The organism is Paenibacillus mesophilus, from assembly GCF_005938385.1.
GTDB lineage: Bacteria > Bacillota > Bacilli > Paenibacillales > NBRC-103111 > Paenibacillus_AB > Paenibacillus_AB mesophilus.
Genome location: NZ_VCRA01000002.1, coordinates 304,867 through 321,613 on the forward strand (window position 1 = coordinate 304,867; position 16,747 = coordinate 321,613).

At 55.1% G+C, this 16,747-nt stretch carries 13 protein-coding genes; 9 read left to right on the forward strand and 4 right to left on the reverse strand.

The window, feature by feature from the left end; translation table 11 throughout:
* Positions 1 to 4 precede the first annotated feature (4 nt).
* Both FE783_RS04105 and FE783_RS04110 read left to right on the forward strand, forming a co-directional pair.
* Positions 5 to 817 (forward strand): protein phosphatase 2C domain-containing protein, encoded by an 813-nt coding sequence (locus tag FE783_RS04105; RefSeq protein WP_138878054.1) that lies wholly within the window; start codon positions 5 to 7, stop codon positions 815 to 817.
* Positions 818 to 878: 61 nt separating this feature from the next.
* Positions 879 to 1,262, forward strand: coding sequence for a hypothetical protein (locus tag FE783_RS04110; RefSeq protein ID WP_238402846.1), 384 nt, complete (start codon positions 879 to 881; stop codon positions 1,260 to 1,262).
* A gap of 16 nt (positions 1,263 to 1,278) precedes the next feature.
* Here FE783_RS04110 and yiaK read toward each other — a convergent pair whose 3' ends face one another.
* Complete coding sequence (gene yiaK / locus FE783_RS04115) at positions 1,279 to 2,283, reverse strand: 3-dehydro-L-gulonate 2-dehydrogenase (protein WP_138878056.1); 1,005 nt, start codon at positions 2,281 to 2,283, stop codon at positions 1,279 to 1,281.
* A gap of 72 nt (positions 2,284 to 2,355) precedes the next feature.
* Here yiaK and FE783_RS04120 point away from each other — a divergent pair, with 72 nt between their 5' ends.
* Genes FE783_RS04120 through FE783_RS04135 form a run of 4 tightly spaced genes read left to right on the forward strand, consistent with a single transcriptional unit; the run spans position 2,356 to position 5,501 of the window.
* On the forward strand, positions 2,356 to 3,105 hold the full coding sequence (locus FE783_RS04120) for an SDR family NAD(P)-dependent oxidoreductase (protein ID WP_138878057.1): 750 nt from the start codon (positions 2,356 to 2,358) through the stop codon (positions 3,103 to 3,105).
* 15 nt (positions 3,106 to 3,120) lie between these two features.
* Positions 3,121 to 3,708, forward strand: a complete 588-nt coding sequence (locus tag FE783_RS04125) for a GNAT family N-acetyltransferase (protein WP_138878058.1) — start codon at positions 3,121 to 3,123, stop codon at positions 3,706 to 3,708.
* 30 nt (positions 3,709 to 3,738) lie between these two features.
* Positions 3,739 to 5,079, forward strand: a complete 1,341-nt coding sequence (locus FE783_RS04130; protein WP_138878059.1) for an MFS transporter — start codon at positions 3,739 to 3,741, stop codon at positions 5,077 to 5,079.
* A 23-nt stretch (positions 5,080 to 5,102) separates the two neighbouring features.
* On the forward strand, positions 5,103 to 5,501 hold the full coding sequence (locus FE783_RS04135) for a hypothetical protein (protein ID WP_138878060.1): 399 nt from the start codon (positions 5,103 to 5,105) through the stop codon (positions 5,499 to 5,501).
* A gap of 79 nt (positions 5,502 to 5,580) precedes the next feature.
* Here FE783_RS04135 and FE783_RS04140 read toward each other — a convergent pair whose 3' ends face one another.
* Both FE783_RS04140 and FE783_RS04145 read right to left on the reverse strand, forming a co-directional pair.
* Positions 5,581 to 8,661 carry a hybrid sensor histidine kinase/response regulator gene (locus FE783_RS04140; protein WP_138878061.1) on the reverse strand — a complete coding sequence of 1,027 codons (3,081 nt, stop codon included), beginning with the start codon at positions 8,659 to 8,661 and terminating at the stop codon, positions 5,581 to 5,583.
* Positions 8,662 to 8,704: 43 nt separating this feature from the next.
* The gene (locus tag FE783_RS04145; protein WP_138878062.1) at positions 8,705 to 9,850 is read right to left on the reverse strand and encodes a response regulator; all 1,146 of its coding nucleotides are present in this window, start codon (positions 9,848 to 9,850) and stop codon (positions 8,705 to 8,707) included.
* A gap of 192 nt (positions 9,851 to 10,042) precedes the next feature.
* On the opposite strand from FE783_RS04145, the gene speD reads away from it, so the two are divergent.
* Complete coding sequence (gene speD / locus FE783_RS04150; protein ID WP_138878063.1) at positions 10,043 to 10,858, forward strand: adenosylmethionine decarboxylase; 816 nt, start codon at positions 10,043 to 10,045, stop codon at positions 10,856 to 10,858.
* Between the two features lie 59 nt (positions 10,859 to 10,917).
* Here speD and FE783_RS04155 read toward each other — a convergent pair whose 3' ends face one another.
* Positions 10,918 to 11,373 (reverse strand): hypothetical protein, encoded by a 456-nt coding sequence (locus FE783_RS04155; RefSeq protein ID WP_138878064.1) that lies wholly within the window; start codon positions 11,371 to 11,373, stop codon positions 10,918 to 10,920.
* 385 nt (positions 11,374 to 11,758) lie between these two features.
* On the opposite strand from FE783_RS04155, the gene FE783_RS04160 reads away from it, so the two are divergent.
* Together FE783_RS04160 and FE783_RS04165 are read left to right on the forward strand one after the other, a co-directional pair.
* Positions 11,759 to 14,122: a glycosyl hydrolase family 28-related protein gene (locus tag FE783_RS04160; RefSeq protein ID WP_138878065.1), complete on the forward strand. Its 2,364-nt coding sequence runs from the start codon at positions 11,759 to 11,761 to the stop codon at positions 14,120 to 14,122.
* 216 nt (positions 14,123 to 14,338) lie between these two features.
* Positions 14,339 to 16,744, forward strand: coding sequence for a right-handed parallel beta-helix repeat-containing protein (locus FE783_RS04165; RefSeq protein WP_138878066.1), 2,406 nt, complete (start codon positions 14,339 to 14,341; stop codon positions 16,742 to 16,744).
* Positions 16,745 to 16,747: the final 3 nt, after the last annotated feature.

Here is a 16,747-nt window from a genome sequence, read left to right on the forward strand (position 1 = left end):
TCAGATGCATATTCAGCACTATTCGAAACCGAGCCCACAGAAGCGGGAAGGGGAAGACGCCCTTCTGCTTAACCCGGTACGGAATATTTACGGCGTCTTAGACGGTGTTACCCCTATTGCAGATTATAGGGACAGCAACGGTCATAACGGCGCTTATTTGGCTTCCAACACATTGAAAGCGTATTTGGAGCGAATAGACGGTAACGCCGGGAGCCTCGTGGAAGAAATAGCCGCGGCAAACGCCGAGCTGCGGCAAGCGATGCTCCGTAACGGTATCGATACCGGGATCAAGCACGAGCTATGGGCTTCCTGCATAGCGGCGGTCCATGTGACTCCGGACGGCATCCGCTTCGCACAATTGGGCGATTGCATGGCTGTGGCGCGTTATATGGACGGACGCGTGGTCGTCTTGACGCAGAATCGGGTAAAAGGAGTCAGCGCGAGAGCAAAAGCGAAGAGGGAGCGGGACCGGAAAAACGGAGTGAGCGTCCCGGAGGAAAGCACGTTTGCGGAGCTGTTTCCCGTCATGGTGTACAACCGGACGTTCATGGCGAATACGCCGGAAGGATATGGCGTCGCCAACGGTACGGAAGAAGCCGTCGGGCATATTCAATCCGGGCTTGTACCGACGGAAGGATTGACTCATGTGCTGCTGGTTTCGGACGGGATGTTCCATCCGGACCTTCCGCTGGAAACGACGATGGAGCTCATCCTGCAGGAAGGCTTCGAGCGTTACGTGGAACGGGTGGAACAAGCCGAGCGGGACAAATCGATGGCCCCCGATGACCGTTCGGCCGTACTGCTGAGTTGGAAGTAACGGACTGCACAAATCGCCGTCGAAATGGCAGAGGAGGTCGATCGACATCAACCCGGATTTCATGAAACTGAAGCCGCTGGAAGGCGAACTGAAGCTGTCGCATAAGAAAATGAATTTCGGCATTACCGTTTCGACGAAGGAATTGGTGCTGCACAAGCCGCACGTCAACTATTATTTGAATTTGGAGGACATCGTGAGCATAACCCCTTTCGAGTCGAAAGGGGCTACGCAGGTCCGGTTCGTGAACAAGCACAATACGCAGCAGGAAATCGTCCATGCCGATGACGGGACACCGCATTACAACGTATACGTCAAGCAAGCAACGATCCATAACCGCAGCGGGTTGTTCACGCTTGGTACGATGCGCTTCGTCATCCCGATCCATCACGAGCTGATGAAAGCGATCGGTCAGTTCGGAAGATGGGATGTCGTGCTGGATATGTAGTTCGCGCCGGAGATGCTTAGGCGTCCAACTCGAGAACGCGCTGCCACATCGCCTCGTCCACGGGAATGCCCTCGCGCAGGTTGCGTTCGCGCACGCGAACCGTCTCTTCGCCCGGGTATCGCGCTTTTCCGCCTTTCTCGTCCGGGGCGGCCGCATGCAGGTCGTCGATGATCTCGCGTATTTTGCCATTGATCGCATCGGAATCGGGCAAGCGGCTGGCGTCGATGACGAGGAATACCTGGGATAAATTCCGTTCGGTTCCGAGCTTGCCCATATCCATCGAGCTGTTGCCGCCGGACAGCATCGTGACGATCAGATCGAGCATAAACGATAAGCCGGAGCCTTTCCAGAATCCGATCGGCATCGCTCTTCTCGACTCCACGATCGCCGCGGCGTCACGCGTCGCATTGCCGTCTCGGTCGAATCCGCCGTCGACGGGGAGCGGCTCGCCGCTTTGCGCGTGGATGCCCATTTTCCCGTACGAGAACTGCGACATGGCGATGTCGAGCACGACCGGTCCTTCCGGACGGGGGACGGCGAAGACAATCGGATTGTTGCCGAGCTTGTTGTCCTTCGAGCCCCATGGCGGCATATTCGGAATCGTATTCGTCCAGCAAATGCCGATGCAGCCGGATTCCGCCGCTTGCCAGCCGTAGCTGCCCGCACGCATCCAATGGTTCGTATCGCGGATCGCCACGCAGCCGATGCCGTGCTGCTTCGCCAATTCGATCGCGCGGTTCATCGAGAAATGCGCATTCAGATTGCCGGGCCCCGACCGGCCGTCCCAACGCTCCAGCACCCCCAGAGATTCGACGAGCACCGGTTCGGCATCGGCGCGGACGTAGCCTTTGCGGATATAATCGATAAATAGAGGAAAGCGGTTCAGGCCGTGCGAGTAAACGCCGTCGCGGCTCGATTCGGCGAACAGACGCGAGCAAAGCTCGGCCCGCTCCGGGGTAAAGCCTTCTTTCTCCAGGACGGATCGGAAACGCCCGACCATTTGTTCAAACGGAATTCGCAAGTAGAATCAGCTCCTTTGCTTACCAGTATACCAAATATACATATTTTTCACAGAGGAGAGGTCGGAAAACGAATGGATTACTCGAATCGGGTCGTTATCGTAACCGGCGCCGGCAGCGGGATCGGGAAAGCGGTATCGCAAAATTATGCCGCCCGCGGCGCGCATGTAATCGTCGCCGACAGCAACGCGGAAGCGGGGGAAAGGCAAGCCGCTTCGATCCGGGCTGAGGGCGGATCAGCTATATTCGTACGGACGGATGTCCGCAAAGAAGCCGATATCGCGGCGCTAGTCGGCATTGCGAAGGAGACGTTCGGCACGATACATATCCTGATCAACAATGCAGGCGTTTCGCGCTGGAAGTCCGTTTACGAGCTAACCGCCGACGAATGGGACGACGTGCTTCATACGAATTTGCGAGGGATGTTTCTGTGCGCGAGGGAAGCCGCCAAGGTGATGCGGCATAATGCCGATGGCGGTGCCATTGTCAATATCGCTTCCACGAGGGCGATCATGTCCGAGCCGAATTCGGAAGCTTATGCCGCATCGAAGGGAGGCACCGTGGCGTTGACGCATGCCCTTGCCGTATCGCTCGGACCGGATCGGATCCGCGTGAACTGCATCAGTCCGGGCTGGATCGAGACCGGGAGCTACGATTCGCTGCGGGAAGCCGATCATGCCCAGCATCCGGCAGGGCGGGTCGGGAAGCCGGACGACATCGCCAGAGCTTGCCGCTATTTGACAGACCCGGGCAACGATTTCGTAACCGGGGCCCATCTGGTCATTGACGGCGGAATGACGCGGAAAATGATATACGAGGAATAGGGAGGGAATACCTAGATGACTGATCAGATAAACTCGGAGGAGCCGGGGTCCATCCCGCATTTCGGACTGACGATGGTAAGGCCGAACATGCTCGGCATTCCCGAGGCGGCTATGCCGGGAGGTTACTCCATACGGACATTTAGGGACGGGGATGAGGAGCATTGGGCGCGGATCGAGCAGGCGGCCGGCGAATTCAAATCGGCGGAAGCGGCATTGCGGAGGTTTCGGGACGAATTCGGCGGGTATACGGACGAGATGGAGCAGCGCTGCTTGTTCGTTACCGACGAACGGGATATTCCGATCGGGACGACAACGGCATGGTACGGCGAGCTGGACGGAAGCGTGATCGGCCGCATCCATTGGGTTGCAGTCGTGCCCGAACACCAGGGAAGAAAGCTGTCTAAGCCGCTGCTGTCGGCCGCGCTGCGGACGATGGCCCGGTTCCATGACAAGGCGTATTTGACAACCCAGACTACAAGCTATAAGGCGGTCGGCATGTATTTGAATTACGGCTTCGAGCCGGTTATTCGGACGCCGGAGTGCGCTGACGGCTGGAAGCTCATGGAACGATTGCTCGGCAGAAGCATTGTTGCCGAACGGTAGCATAAGATGAGAACGGGGGCGGGGCGGAGCATGAAGAGCAAATGGTTTGTCATGACCAGCATCGTGCTGGCCGTCTTGATCTCTTCGATCGATTCGACCATCACGAACACGACGGTGCCGCACATCGTCAAGGAATTGGGCGGCTTCGAGCTGTACGCCTGGAGCTTCGTAGCCTACATGATTACATCCACCGTGCTGACTCCGATCGCCGGGCGGCTATCCGACATGTTCGGAAGGAAGAAAGTGTTCGCGACCGGGATGATCGTGTTCCTGATCGGATCGCTTCTATGCGGGAGCGCGCAAACGATGCTGCAGCTCGTATTGTTCCGTGCCGTGCAGGGCATAGGGGCCGGAATTATGAACCCGTTTCCCTCGATTATTGCCGGAGATTTGCTTAAGGTCGAGAAGCGGGGGACCGTACAGGCGTTGTTTTCCGGCATGTGGGGTATTTCCGCCGTTCTCGCGCCGCTGCTCGGCGCCTTATTTGTCGAGTATGCGAGCTGGCGCTGGATTTTTTACGTCAATATTCCGGTGTGCATCGTTGCCGTTCTGATGCTGATCCCTTACAAGGAAGCGTATGTGCCGAAGAGGGCTCCGGTCGATTTCTGGGGAGCTGCAATGTTTACGGCCAGCATAAGTCTATTGCTGCTTCTGACCGTCGTCGAGAAAGGGATTTGGTTGTATGCGGCAGGGGGAATTTTGCTGCTGGCGGCCTTTATTGCTTTCGAGCTTAAAACGAAATCGCCGCTCATTCCGCTGACGCTGTTCCGCAAAAGAAATATTGCCTGGATGATCGGCAATACGTTCCTAGCGTGCGCTTCCTTGTTCGGAGCGGCAAGCTACATTCCGCTGTTCATGCAGGAGGTGCGGGGCAACGAGCTGTTCGTGAGCGGACTTCCGCTGCTCGGTCAGGCCGTCGGCTGGATGCTCGTCTCGGTGCCGGCCGGCAAATGGGTCATCCGTTACGGATACCGGAGGCTGCTCCTATGCGGGAATGCGCTATTGATCGTATGCGGCATCGCGGCCGTCATGATCAATGCGGCCAGCGGATTTCTGTTCGTGTTCTCGATGATGTTCGTGCAAGGATTGGCTTACGGTCTCATCTTCACGGTAACGACGATAGGCGCGCAGGAATTGGTGGAGCCGCACCAGAAAGGGATTTCCACGTCGATGCAATTTTTCGCGCGCAATATCGGGACGGCGGTCGGTACGACGATGATGGGAGCTTTCCTGACGAAGGCGCCGGATACGATGGCCGGTATCCATCAATTGCTCGTATACGGCTTCTGGATGTCGTTGCTCGCTTTCGCGTCGTGCTTGTTCATCCAATCGGCTCGGACGGCGAGCGCGAGGAAACGGACTGCCGTATAACAATAGCGAGGGGAGAGAATGTCATGCTTAAGCTGCCTCCCAAAAGAAGCTCCAGCTGGATGCTTCGGTGGATGCCCGCTTACGGACTGGTGCTGGCGGTTCTGCTATGGCTGAACCGGTTTGTCGCGCTGGGACAGACGGTCGATGTGGGCGTTGCGCTTCGCTTTGTGCTGCTATCGTTTATTTTGTCGGTTGTCGTGAACGGCTTCGGCTGGCTGGGTGCCCGTTGGGTATGGACGATAACGTCGCTCGGCATCGTCTTCGGTCTGGTCGTGATGTTCGTCTATGTATCGCGAGATATGGCAGGATGGGAAGATCTCGCCAGCTTCCTGGCCTTTGCCGAAAGTATCGTAATCGGCTTCGCGCTTGGACTGGCGGCCGAAGGCTGTTACCGTCTGTTGAACCGGCGGAAAAAGAAGTAAGTTGTGCATTTGATAGTGCAGAAAGGCCATGAACCTTTTCGTTCATGGCCTTTCATGTGTAAGCGGCAGTGGTAACGAACTATTTCGGTATTTGATAGGAAACGGTTGTGCCTTTGCCAGGTATGCTTTGGATGCTCAGGCCGAGGCCGTAATGCTGCCGCAACCGTCGGTCTGTATTGCGGAGACCGATTCCCCGCCTTCCGTCGGCGGTGCTGTCAAGCAGCGATTGCACCCTATTCTCATCCATCCCGACGCCGTCATCGATGATGGCGATTTCGCCGAAGCTGCCGCAATCGGTAGTTCGGATCCGGATCGTACCGCCGCCGGGACGCTGCAAGATTCCGTGTCTGACCGCATTTTCCACGATTGGCTGGATGGTGAGCGGGGGAAGCTGCAGCCGCAGCGATTCGTCAAGCTCCAAGCTGACTTGCAGCCGCTCTTCGAACCGTTCCTTCTCGATGTACAAATACGAGCGTACAAGCTCGAGCTCCCGTTCAAGCGGAATGATATGCTCGGTATGATGAAACTCGAAGCTCGTGCGCAAATAATGTCCGAACTTTTCAAGCAGTAGCTGCATCCTATCCGTGTCGATATCGCCGAGCGCCGAAATCGAATTCAGCGTGTTAAATAAGAAATGGGGTTGAAATTGGGCTTGCAGCCAAGCGGCTTCCATACGCAAGCGCTCGTGTACGGACTGCTTCAGCTCCGTCAAGGCGCGAACTCTGGCCCGCAGCTCCAGCGCATCGACCGGCTTTGTCACATAATCGTTCGCTCCCGCAAGAAATCCCGCATCGATATCCTCCGTCCGGCTTCGCGCCGTAAGCAGCAAAATCGGAAGCTCGGATACCGAGAATCGGGCGCGTATACCGCGCGTCAGCTCATAGCCTGACATATGGGGCATCATGACATCGGATATGATCAGATCGTAATGCTTCGTCTCGAGCTTGGATATCGCCTCCATACCGTTCAACGCCTTCGTGATTTCATATTGCTCCTGTGTCAGAATGCTCTCCAATATGTTCAAATTGACGGGATCGTCATCTACAATTAATAGGTGCGGCTTGCTTCCGGCAAATGCCCGCTCCGTTTCGGTCCCGATCGGCTTATCGGATAAAAGCGAAACAGCCGCTGCCGTCTCGGACTCGACGACGGTTTCGTTGCGAAGGTAGGCCGGTTGGTCCCGGAGGTCGCTCTCCTCGGCGAAAGGCAGCGTGAATCCGAAGACGGAGCCCCTGCCGGGCACGGAACCGACTTCCAGCACGCCGCCATGCAGCTCCACAAGCTGCTTGCATATGCTTAGGCCAAGACCTAGACCGCCGCCAACTGCCGTTACTCCGGCATCACCCTGTTCGTAGGGCCGGAATACGCGTCGCTGCAACGAATCGTCCATTCCGATGCCGCTATCCTCGACTTCAATGAATGCGCAATTATCCCGGCTCCTTGCACGGATCTCGATCGTACCCTCATTCGTAAATTTAACCGCATTGTGAAGAAGGTTGAATAGGATTTGGATCAGCCGGTTCTCGTCTGCGCGTACATCGGGGAACGAATCCGGGATCGTGATGGAGAACCGGATCGGTTTGGCTTCGCTCATATACCGGAGCATGTCGACAACGCCCGAAGCAACGGACTGTAAGTTCACCCGGCCGGGCTGCAGCCGCACCGTTTTTTCCTTGAGCCGGGTTACATCAAGCAAGTCACCCAGCATAAGCGACATACGCCGCCCTACATTCACCAAAAGCTGCAATTTTTGCGGATTTTGCGTATTCCGTTCGTCGTCGAGCACGGACTGGGCAATGTTGATGATCCCGTGCAGCGGGTTGCGCAGTTCGTGAGACGTGTTGGCCAGAAAATCGTCTTTGACTTTGTCGGCCTTTAACAGTTCGGCAGCAAGTTTTTCCGCCTGGACATTGGCCCGGAAAAATCGTTTGAACCAAAACGCCGCAAAGCTGAGAAACGCGACAATCAGGTCGAACGGATAAAACGTTAGAGGGTTCCAATAATTGATCTTAACGGCAGCCCACACGACGTTGGCGGCCACACTTGTTGCGGAGATGAGCAAAAAGATGACATCATCCTTCCCTTGCATGGCTAGGCGCAGCAAAAGGATCGGCACTACGGCTGAAGGGAGCAGCATAAAGAACAAGAGCAGCTTGCTGAACAGAGCCGAATATTGAACCGGACTAAGCAGAACGATCCATACGAATAAGAAGCTGACGATCATACATGCGCGGTAAGCTCTAGGCATGCCGTTCTCAGGAAATAAATGATGAAACAATCTGATCAAGAAAACGGCTGTTCCGGCGTAGGACAATATTAGCAGCTTAACCGCCCATTCTCCCGGAATCGAAGGCATCCAGACGAGCAGCACTCTATCATCGTCGATCAGCACCCCGACAATCGTGCAGCCGACCAGCATAAAGAAGGAAGAGAGCGCTTTGCGCGGCCGGGGGCCGACGAAATAAATAATTACGGCAAATAATCCGTGCATCAGCAGGACGACGGCAAGCAGCAGCTGCATCCCGATGGACAATAAGGTCGTACGGGTCAGGTCGTCGTACGTTCCGAGCAGAACGGAGCCGGTTATTCCGCCCTTCTCCAATACGGAATGGTCGGATACCCGAATCCAAAGTTCAATGACGCTGCTATCCGGCTCGAAGGAGACGGTGTACGGAACGTTGCGCGCTTCGAATAACCGCAGTTCTTCGGCCGTAACGCCCGACCCGGATAAATGCCGGCCGTTTACATAAATATCCGAAGCGAATTTGATGGTTGTCGTCCTTATTCCTAACGTTTGCCTGTTATCGTCGCTCAGCAATATGCACAGCCGGTACGTACCGAAGCGGAACGAACGATCCTCCCCCTCGGGAAAAGCGGATTTCCATGCCCCCGGAACTTGGACGTACCGGCGTGCGGAGTCGGGAAGTGCGGCGGGGGAATTACCGTTATCCTGTTGAAGGAAAAGATGGGGGAAAAATTCCCATTCCCCATTCAGCGCAATCGTGTAGTCGGGCGGCAGATGGCTGTCCCGCAAATCCAGTACGCCTCGAACGGCTTCAACGTGCTGGGTTGGAGCGTATTGTTGATTCCATAACAACCGGATACCGACCGACGTCAGCAAAAACAATCCGAGGATGAACAACATTTTTTTCGTTGACATATTAGGACATTTTCGGCACGGTGTTGGCCGATCCCTCTCCCGGCTACGAGATAGCCGTATCCATATCCTTCAACCGCCGATAGCACGCCGTTATTTCCGGTCCGGGACCCGCACCCGCTTCTTCATTCAGTACGCGGACGGCGAGGTTGAACTGCGCCTCAACGGAGTCCATATCTTTTAACAGCGCGAATACGTTCATCAGCCCGATATAACTATGCTCGAGCAAAGGGTCGAGCTGCTGCATCCGGTTATAGACGGAGATGGCTTGGGTATTCATCCCATGATCGCCGTAAAACTGGCCGAGCCGCTCGGCATGCTGCATCCAAAGCGCCTTGAGCCGCTGCCGCTCGAGCTCCGCCCAAGAATAACGGTCTTCGCCGAAGTATGTGCCGCGGTACTGATCGAACAGCTGCTGATGGCCTGCGAGCTGCTTCAGAGAGACGGGAGGCAATTCCCGGAGCTGCCGCTCCCATTCCTCCGCATCGATCCGCACCTGCTTCGTCTCGAGCGTATATCCGCTGTTCGCATAACGGATCGAGATGAGCGGTTCGTCGACAAATTCCTTCAATATCCGGCGCAGCTGGTAGATGCCGGTATGCAAATTCATTCTTCCTTTCTGCTCGTCCAGCTCCGGCCAAAGCAGCTCCAGCAAGCTGTCCATGCTTACTCTGTTGTTCCGCCGGTGAAGCATATAGGCGAACAGCTCTTTGATTTTGGCCGTGCGCCACCTCAATGCGGCAGGCTGCCCGTCCGCCTTCTGGAACTGGAGCATGCCTAAGCAGCGGATGAATGCCGTTTCTTGCTGCGGCGGTGAATTTGCAGGTCCGGACACTATACGCCGGCGCAGCCTTTGCACCGTGCTCTTTAACCGCTCCGCGCCAACCGGCTTCAGTACGTAGTCCAGCACGTCCAGTCCGAATGCCGTAAGCGCATATTCCCCATGGCCGGTAACCAGTACGACTTCCAAGTCCGGCACGATCGCACGCATGCGTTCTATTGCTTGAAGCCCGTTTAACCCGGGCATATGAATGTCCAGAAAGACGACATCCGGCTTAAGGAGTCCGATCTGCTCAACCGCCTGTTCTGCGCTTAGGAAGCAGCCGACAACTTCGCAGTCTTCCATGCCCTGAAGCATCTTCGTTAGTTTCATCAACGCAAGCCGCTCATCGTCCACTACAATCACTTTCATGCCGGAACTCCTTTCTATGACGCGGAAACCGTCTACGGGTCATACAGTATATACCGATTATATCCCATTCCGATTCGCCCTGATAAGCTGGAATTGAATTGGAAAACGACATCATCATGAACATTTGGACTTGAAAAGCGGAAAATGGGGTAAGTAATAAAGAGGAATACGACGGAAAAGAGGGAGCGAGCCATGAAACTGACGCAAGAGCAGCGGATCACGCTGCACGGGTTTAATAATTTGACCAAGTCGCTGAGCTTCAATATGTACGATATTTGCTATACGAAAACGAAGGAGGAACGCGAAGCTTATCTCGAGTATATCGACGAGCAGTACAATTCCGACCGGTTGAAAGGGATTTTGGAATCGGTCACCGACATTATCGGCGCGCATATTCTGAACATTGCCAAGCAGGACTACGTTCCGCAAGGAGCGAGCGTCACTTTTCTAATTTCGGAGGGCCCGATCGTAGAGGTTCCTACCGAATCGTTCGACGAGTCCCCGGGACCGCTGCCGAAGTCGCTCGTTCTGCAGCTGGACAAAAGCCATATTACGGTACATACGTATCCGGAATACCATCCGGACGAAGGGATCAGCACGTTCCGGGCGGATATCGACGTGTCCACCTGCGGCGAAATTTCTCCGCTGAAGGCGCTCAACTTTTTGATCCATTCCTTCGACACGGATATCATGACGATCGATTACCGGGTGCGCGGCTTTACTAGAGACATTCACGGGGAGAAGCTGTTTATCGATCACGAGATCAGCTCGATCCAAAATTACATTCCGGACGAAGTGCTCGACCATTACGATTTTATCGATGTCAATGTATACCAGGAGCATATTTTCCATACGAAATGCAAGCTTAAACGGTTCGATCTGAACAACTATTTGTTCGGGTATACGAAGGAGAAGCTTCGTCCGGAGGAACAAGCGGAGATCACGGAACGGTTGAAGACGGAGATGGACGAAATATTTTACGGAAAAAATATGAACGGCATCAAGTAGAGGCGGAACTGGGGACCGGCGACCGGATTTGTCCGCGATCGCCGCTGCGTCCGGGGCGGTCAGTAGATCGATTGGGCGGAAGCCCAGTCCAGAAGCTGGCCGACCTTTTGTTTGTCCCCCGTCAAGGAGTACCACCCGTCATGAACTTGAGCCACAATGTTCCGTTCGGCATTTTTCGTTTTGACCGGAAAATAGAGGATAAGGTCCTGTTCATAGCGCGCGTATACATGGGCCCAATCCGTCTTCGTACCGGAGGGCAATCGGGCCGTTACGGTCAATGTCGGCAAAATGCCGTCCAGCAGCTCTTGGATTTTGGCTCTTCCGCCGGGCGTCCATTCGGCAATCGAGCCGCTTGCTTGTAATTCGGCCGATTTTCCTGTATGAATGGCCAATAGTCGGGCAATTTCATCTTTTGTCTCCGGGTCGAGCGATGCTTTCTTGCCTGTGCGATCATGGCCGGAGCAGCCGGATGCGAGCATGACCGTAAATATCGTAATCATGAGCAATTGCTTCATAGGTTCGCAGTCCCCCGATTCGTTATGATTGTAAAAAATAACGGCCGATATAACCGAAAAGTTGCAGTCGAATGCCTATGTGCAAAATTTCCGTACGATATTGCAAAGGGAAGTGAACAAAAAACGCTTTGCCGTATCAATCATTTCCCCCCTCGATCGCCTACAATAGCGATAACCCCCATAGTTCCTCCATCATCCGCCTGTTCAACGAGAACGCACCTCGGCCATGCTGCCATTACTCGTCTCATTTATGAAAACGGTTTATTTCGAATTTCGGTTCCTTTCGTTCCCGGCTATCCGGGCAGGAGCCGGTTTTTCCGATGTCTTCGGTATGACGGTTTGTTCGAACCTTCATATAATTCTCGATTGACTGGAGGAAGAGAGAATGAACGATTGGAATGGATGGAAGCCGGGCGGGGAAACCGATACCGTCGGGGACGACAATTCGGCATGGAAAGGAGGGGCTGTGACGAACGGCAGTACGATCGAAGCAACGACCGATCCGGTATGGGCGCCTAGCCGCCGCAAGCTGCTGAAAGCGCTGGGCATGGCCGGAACAGCCGCAGTACTCGGCGGTTTGCTGCAGCAGCAGCTGATCGAGACGGCATATGCGGCGGGCACGTACTCGTTGACGACCATCGCCGGCTTGAGGGCGATTTCGACTGCGCCGGATCCGGCCAATGTGTACTATGTAACCGACCGCGGTCAGGAGGGGCATTTTTATTACGATTCCACCGATACCGTATCGGCCGACAATACCGGAACGATTGTGGTATCGACGGCGTCGTCTCCGGGTTACCGGTTCAAGCGGATTGTCGAGACAGAAGCTTACAACGTGAAATGGTTCGGAGCGAAGGGCGACGGAACGAACGACGATACGCAAGCGATACGAAACGCGATATCGGCCGCCTCGGCAGCCGGAGGGGGAGTCGTCTTTTTTCCGCAGGGAACGTTTATCGTCTCACCGGGCGGAGCGACCCGGATCGACTTGAAAAGCTTTGTCCATCTGAATGGAACCGGAGCGAAGTCGGTGATCAAGGTCAAGAACAATCCGGGCGATTACGCGACGATATTTGGCGCCTCCTCGGCCGTGTTGACGGAGCACGTCCGAATCAGCAACCTGAAGTTCGATCAAAATCCCGCCAATAATACTTCCTGCAATCTCGATACGACCCGGATCGATACGAATTGGTATCAATTTTGCATCATGCTGTACAATTACGACCATATCACGATCGACAACTGCATATTCGATCCGGTATGCGGCGTCAATGCCGTCACGCTCAATAATCCGGCTTGCCGCAATGCAACGATCCGGAACTGTTATTTTCGTTTTGTACGCGGTACGGGCACAACGAATTATGACAATACGTCCGTCTATTTGAACGGCCGGAACCATACCGTGTCCGATTGCCGGTTTTATACGGATATTTCGGCCAAGGCGCTGGGCGCGATCGAGACCCACACCGGGCAAAGCGTCATCGCGAACAACGTGACGGAAAATTTTTGCACCGGCATCAATTTGCAGGCGAGCGCGGACAGCGATCCTCACTGCGACATGACGATAACGGGCAACACGTTCTCGAACGCCAATCAGGCGATCCAGCTATGGCCACTTGGGAACCATCCGATCAAAAACGTAACGATAACGGGTAACACGATCAGCCTCGACAACCCGGGACACAACCGGGCTACCACGGCAGGAATCACGAGTGCGGGAAGTTCTACCGACACGGGCGCCTTCGAGAATATCAACATTACGGGCAATACGATTTTGTTCAAGGAAGAGCTCGTATCGAGATCGGGGACGTTCTACGAAGGGTTCGCTTACGGGATCGGAATCGCCAAAGATACGACGATCCGCGATCTTATAATCAGCAACAACGTGATCAAATACGCCCCTTGCGTCGGTATCCATATAGGTACTCCCGATCCGACGGCGACGAACTGCGTACTCGAGAACGTGTCGGTTACCGGCAACGTCATAATCAATTCCGGCTGTTATCCCGCGCTCAACGAACTGATGCGGGCGGGGATTCTGCTGCGCAAAACGGTTCGAAACGCCAAAGTTTCCGGTAACTGCATCTTCGATACGTACAATCCGTGCCGGTCTTTGTTCTCGATCCGCATGAACGCAAGCGAAGGAACTTTTACGAACGTCGAGGTAAGCGGAAATTTCACCCGGACTTCGCAAGGCGGGTTGTACCTCGACTTGGCCACAACGGTAACGAATAAGGATGCGCCCGGCGCCGTACAAGTGTCGGCGGCCAATCCGCCCAACGCCGGATCGTATACGGCAGGAGATATAGTCGTTACGTCTTCGGCTGCGGTAACGGACGGGCAAACTCCGGCGGGATACAAATGCACGGTCAGCGGCACCTTCGGGTCCATTACAGGGATTACCGCGACGGGAGCTAGCGGCTCCTTCAAGCTGACGGTATCCGGGACTGCTCCGGAACTTGCGAAGCTGCAGGTAGGACAGTGGATCAATATCGTTACGACGACGGCGGGGATGGTTAGCCGTCAAATTATGCGGATCGGCGGAACCGACGTCAGATTGCATGCTTCTTTGCCGGGAGCGGTGTCCGGCGGAGCCGTCACTTACGCCGCGCCGGTGTTGAAGCCGTTCGGAGCCGTCGGCGCTGGCGCCGCCATCCCGAACGTTGCGGTAAGCTCTTTTGCGGCGGTAGAGACGGAGCTGAACAAGCTGAAGCAGGCTTTGCGCAATTCCAACCTTATTGCGCCGTAAGCAGGCGGGGCCGCATTTGCAAGAATTGTGCAAAAAAAGTGAACGATTGTCCAAATGGAAATGCAAAAATCGCGGTTTATCTTATAAAGATTTCAGATCCGAACGACGTTATGATAACGATTACAGTCTATTGAAAACGCTTGCCCATCGTTGGGACGAACCGCATCCAACCGAGGAACGAAGCGTTGATCGATATTCCAATTGGGAGGCGCAGCAATGGGGAACACGAGCAATAACAACATGGAACGAACGAAGGAGGCGGGAGGGAACGGAACGGAGCTTCTTGGGTCCGCCGGATATAGCGATCCGGACCGGATTGCGGAGCAAAAAATGAGCCGCCGCAGGCTGCTCGCTTCCATAGGAGCGGCAGGAGCGGCAGCGGTCGTATACGGTGCGACGCTTAGCATCGCAAGCGCCGGAAACAACGAGAGCTCCGTAACCGGGGCCGCATACGGAGACGGCAAGAAAGGGCCCAAACCGCCCAAAGGCGACAAACAGAAGGGCGATTTCGTCAAAACGACGATCGCCGGCCTGCGCGCCGAGACGGAGCCGGATGAGGAAGTGCTGTACTATGTGACCGATCCCGGACGGGAAGGACATTTTTATTACGACGAATCGGACACGGTCTCGGCGGATAATACCGGACTCGTGATCGTGTCCGTCGCCGGAGCCCGGTTCAAGCGGATCGTGGAAGGCGACCGCTACAGCGTCAAATGGTTCGGGGCGAAAGGCGACGGCATGACCGACGATATGGACATCATCCAATCGGCTATCGACATCGTTTACGGACTCGGCGGGGGAACGGTATTTTTCCCCAAAGGCACTTATATCGTCTCACCCTTGCTGCAGACGAGGCGCATCGTTCCGAAAAACAACGTCCATCTGCTCGGCGAAGGGCCGAATTCCGTCATTAAAGTGAAAGACGACGCAGGCGATTATTGGACGATTATCGGCAACTTTCAGACGTGGCCGAAGGTGAGCAACGTCTCGATTCGCGGCTTGCGCTTCGATCAAAATCCGAGCGGCAATACGACATGCAATATCGATCACCGGAGAACGGACTATTATTGGACCCAGTACTGCATCGGCTTGTTCGACTATGAGAACATCGTTATAGAAAATTGCACATTCGACCCGATATGCGGCTGGAACACGGTCGTGCTAAACAATGCGCAGTCCAAGAACGCTACGGTGAACAACTGCACGTTCCATTTCGTTCACGCAAGAGGGTTCGACGGGTACGACAATTCGGCGGTCTACATGAACGGTTCCAACCATACGGTCACGAACTGCCGGTTCTATGCGGCTCCGGGCGAGAAAGCGATGGGGGCGATCGAGACGCACACCGGGAAGAGCGTCATCGCGAACAACGTGTCGGACGGCTACGTGACGGGGGTACATATCCAGTCGAGCGAGACGAGCGGCGAGCATGCGGATATGACGGTTTCGAACAATACGTTCACCAATGCCGTCCATGCGATCCAGTTCTGGCCTTACAAGCAGCATTCGCTCAAAAATGTGACGGTGTCCGGCAATACGATCCATTTGGCGAACGCCAGGGCGCAGCGGACCATGATGGTCGGCATCGGTGCCTACCCCGGCTTTTTGCCGCCGGACCATACGGGCTCGTTCGAGAACATTACGATCGTCGGCAATACCATCTTGTGCGAGGAAGAATTTACGAAACGGACCAATTTGCTCGAAGGCTTCTGCTACGGCATCGGCTTCGTCCGCGATACGAGCGTGAGAAACGTCGTCATCAGCAGCAACATCATCAAAAATGCGCCGCTCACGGCTATTCATATCGGGAATACGAGCAAAGTCGGCACCATGTCCAACCTGCACATAACCGGCAATCTGATCGTAAACGCGGGACATTATCCGGCCGGGAACGAAACGTACAAATCGGCGATATTGCTCCGTTCGACGGTTATCGGGGCGAAAATATCAGGCAATACGATCAACGAAACGTACGATACGGCGCTGGGACTGTACTCGATACGGCTGAATGCAGCCGACGGGACGTTCACCGATGCGGAGGTGACCGATAATCTCATTACATCCAAGCAGGGAGGGCTATGGCTCGATCTGAACAGCGTTGTCAAAACGGATTTGGCCGATAAGCATTTGAAATTCACGGACAAATATTTCGACGATCCGCTTCTGGAAGCGGGTACGACATACCAGCCGGGTACGGTTGTGCTTGCAGTAGGGACTTCGGTAGTACCGGGCAAATCGCCGGCAGGATACCGCATACTGAACGGTGGCACGTTCGGCACGCTTGCGGGCGTAACGGCAACCGGGGCGGCAGGCACATATAAAGTTACGGTGAACGACGTCTCGAAGCTAAAGGTCGGGCAATGGATCCGGATCGACAGCGGGAATCAAACTCGCAGAATTAACCGGATAGCCGGGAACGAGCTGCGGGTCAACGCGCCGTTGTCCGCCGCTGTGACGAGTCCGAGCGCCGTGTCGTACTCGCCACCGGTCTACCAGTCATTCGGTCATACCGGGCGGCTGCCGGCCATCGCCAACACGACCGGTTCGTCATTGGAACAGCTGGAAGCGGAGTTGAACAAGCTGAAGCAAACGATGCGCGATTCGGGCATCATTTCCAATTAAGCA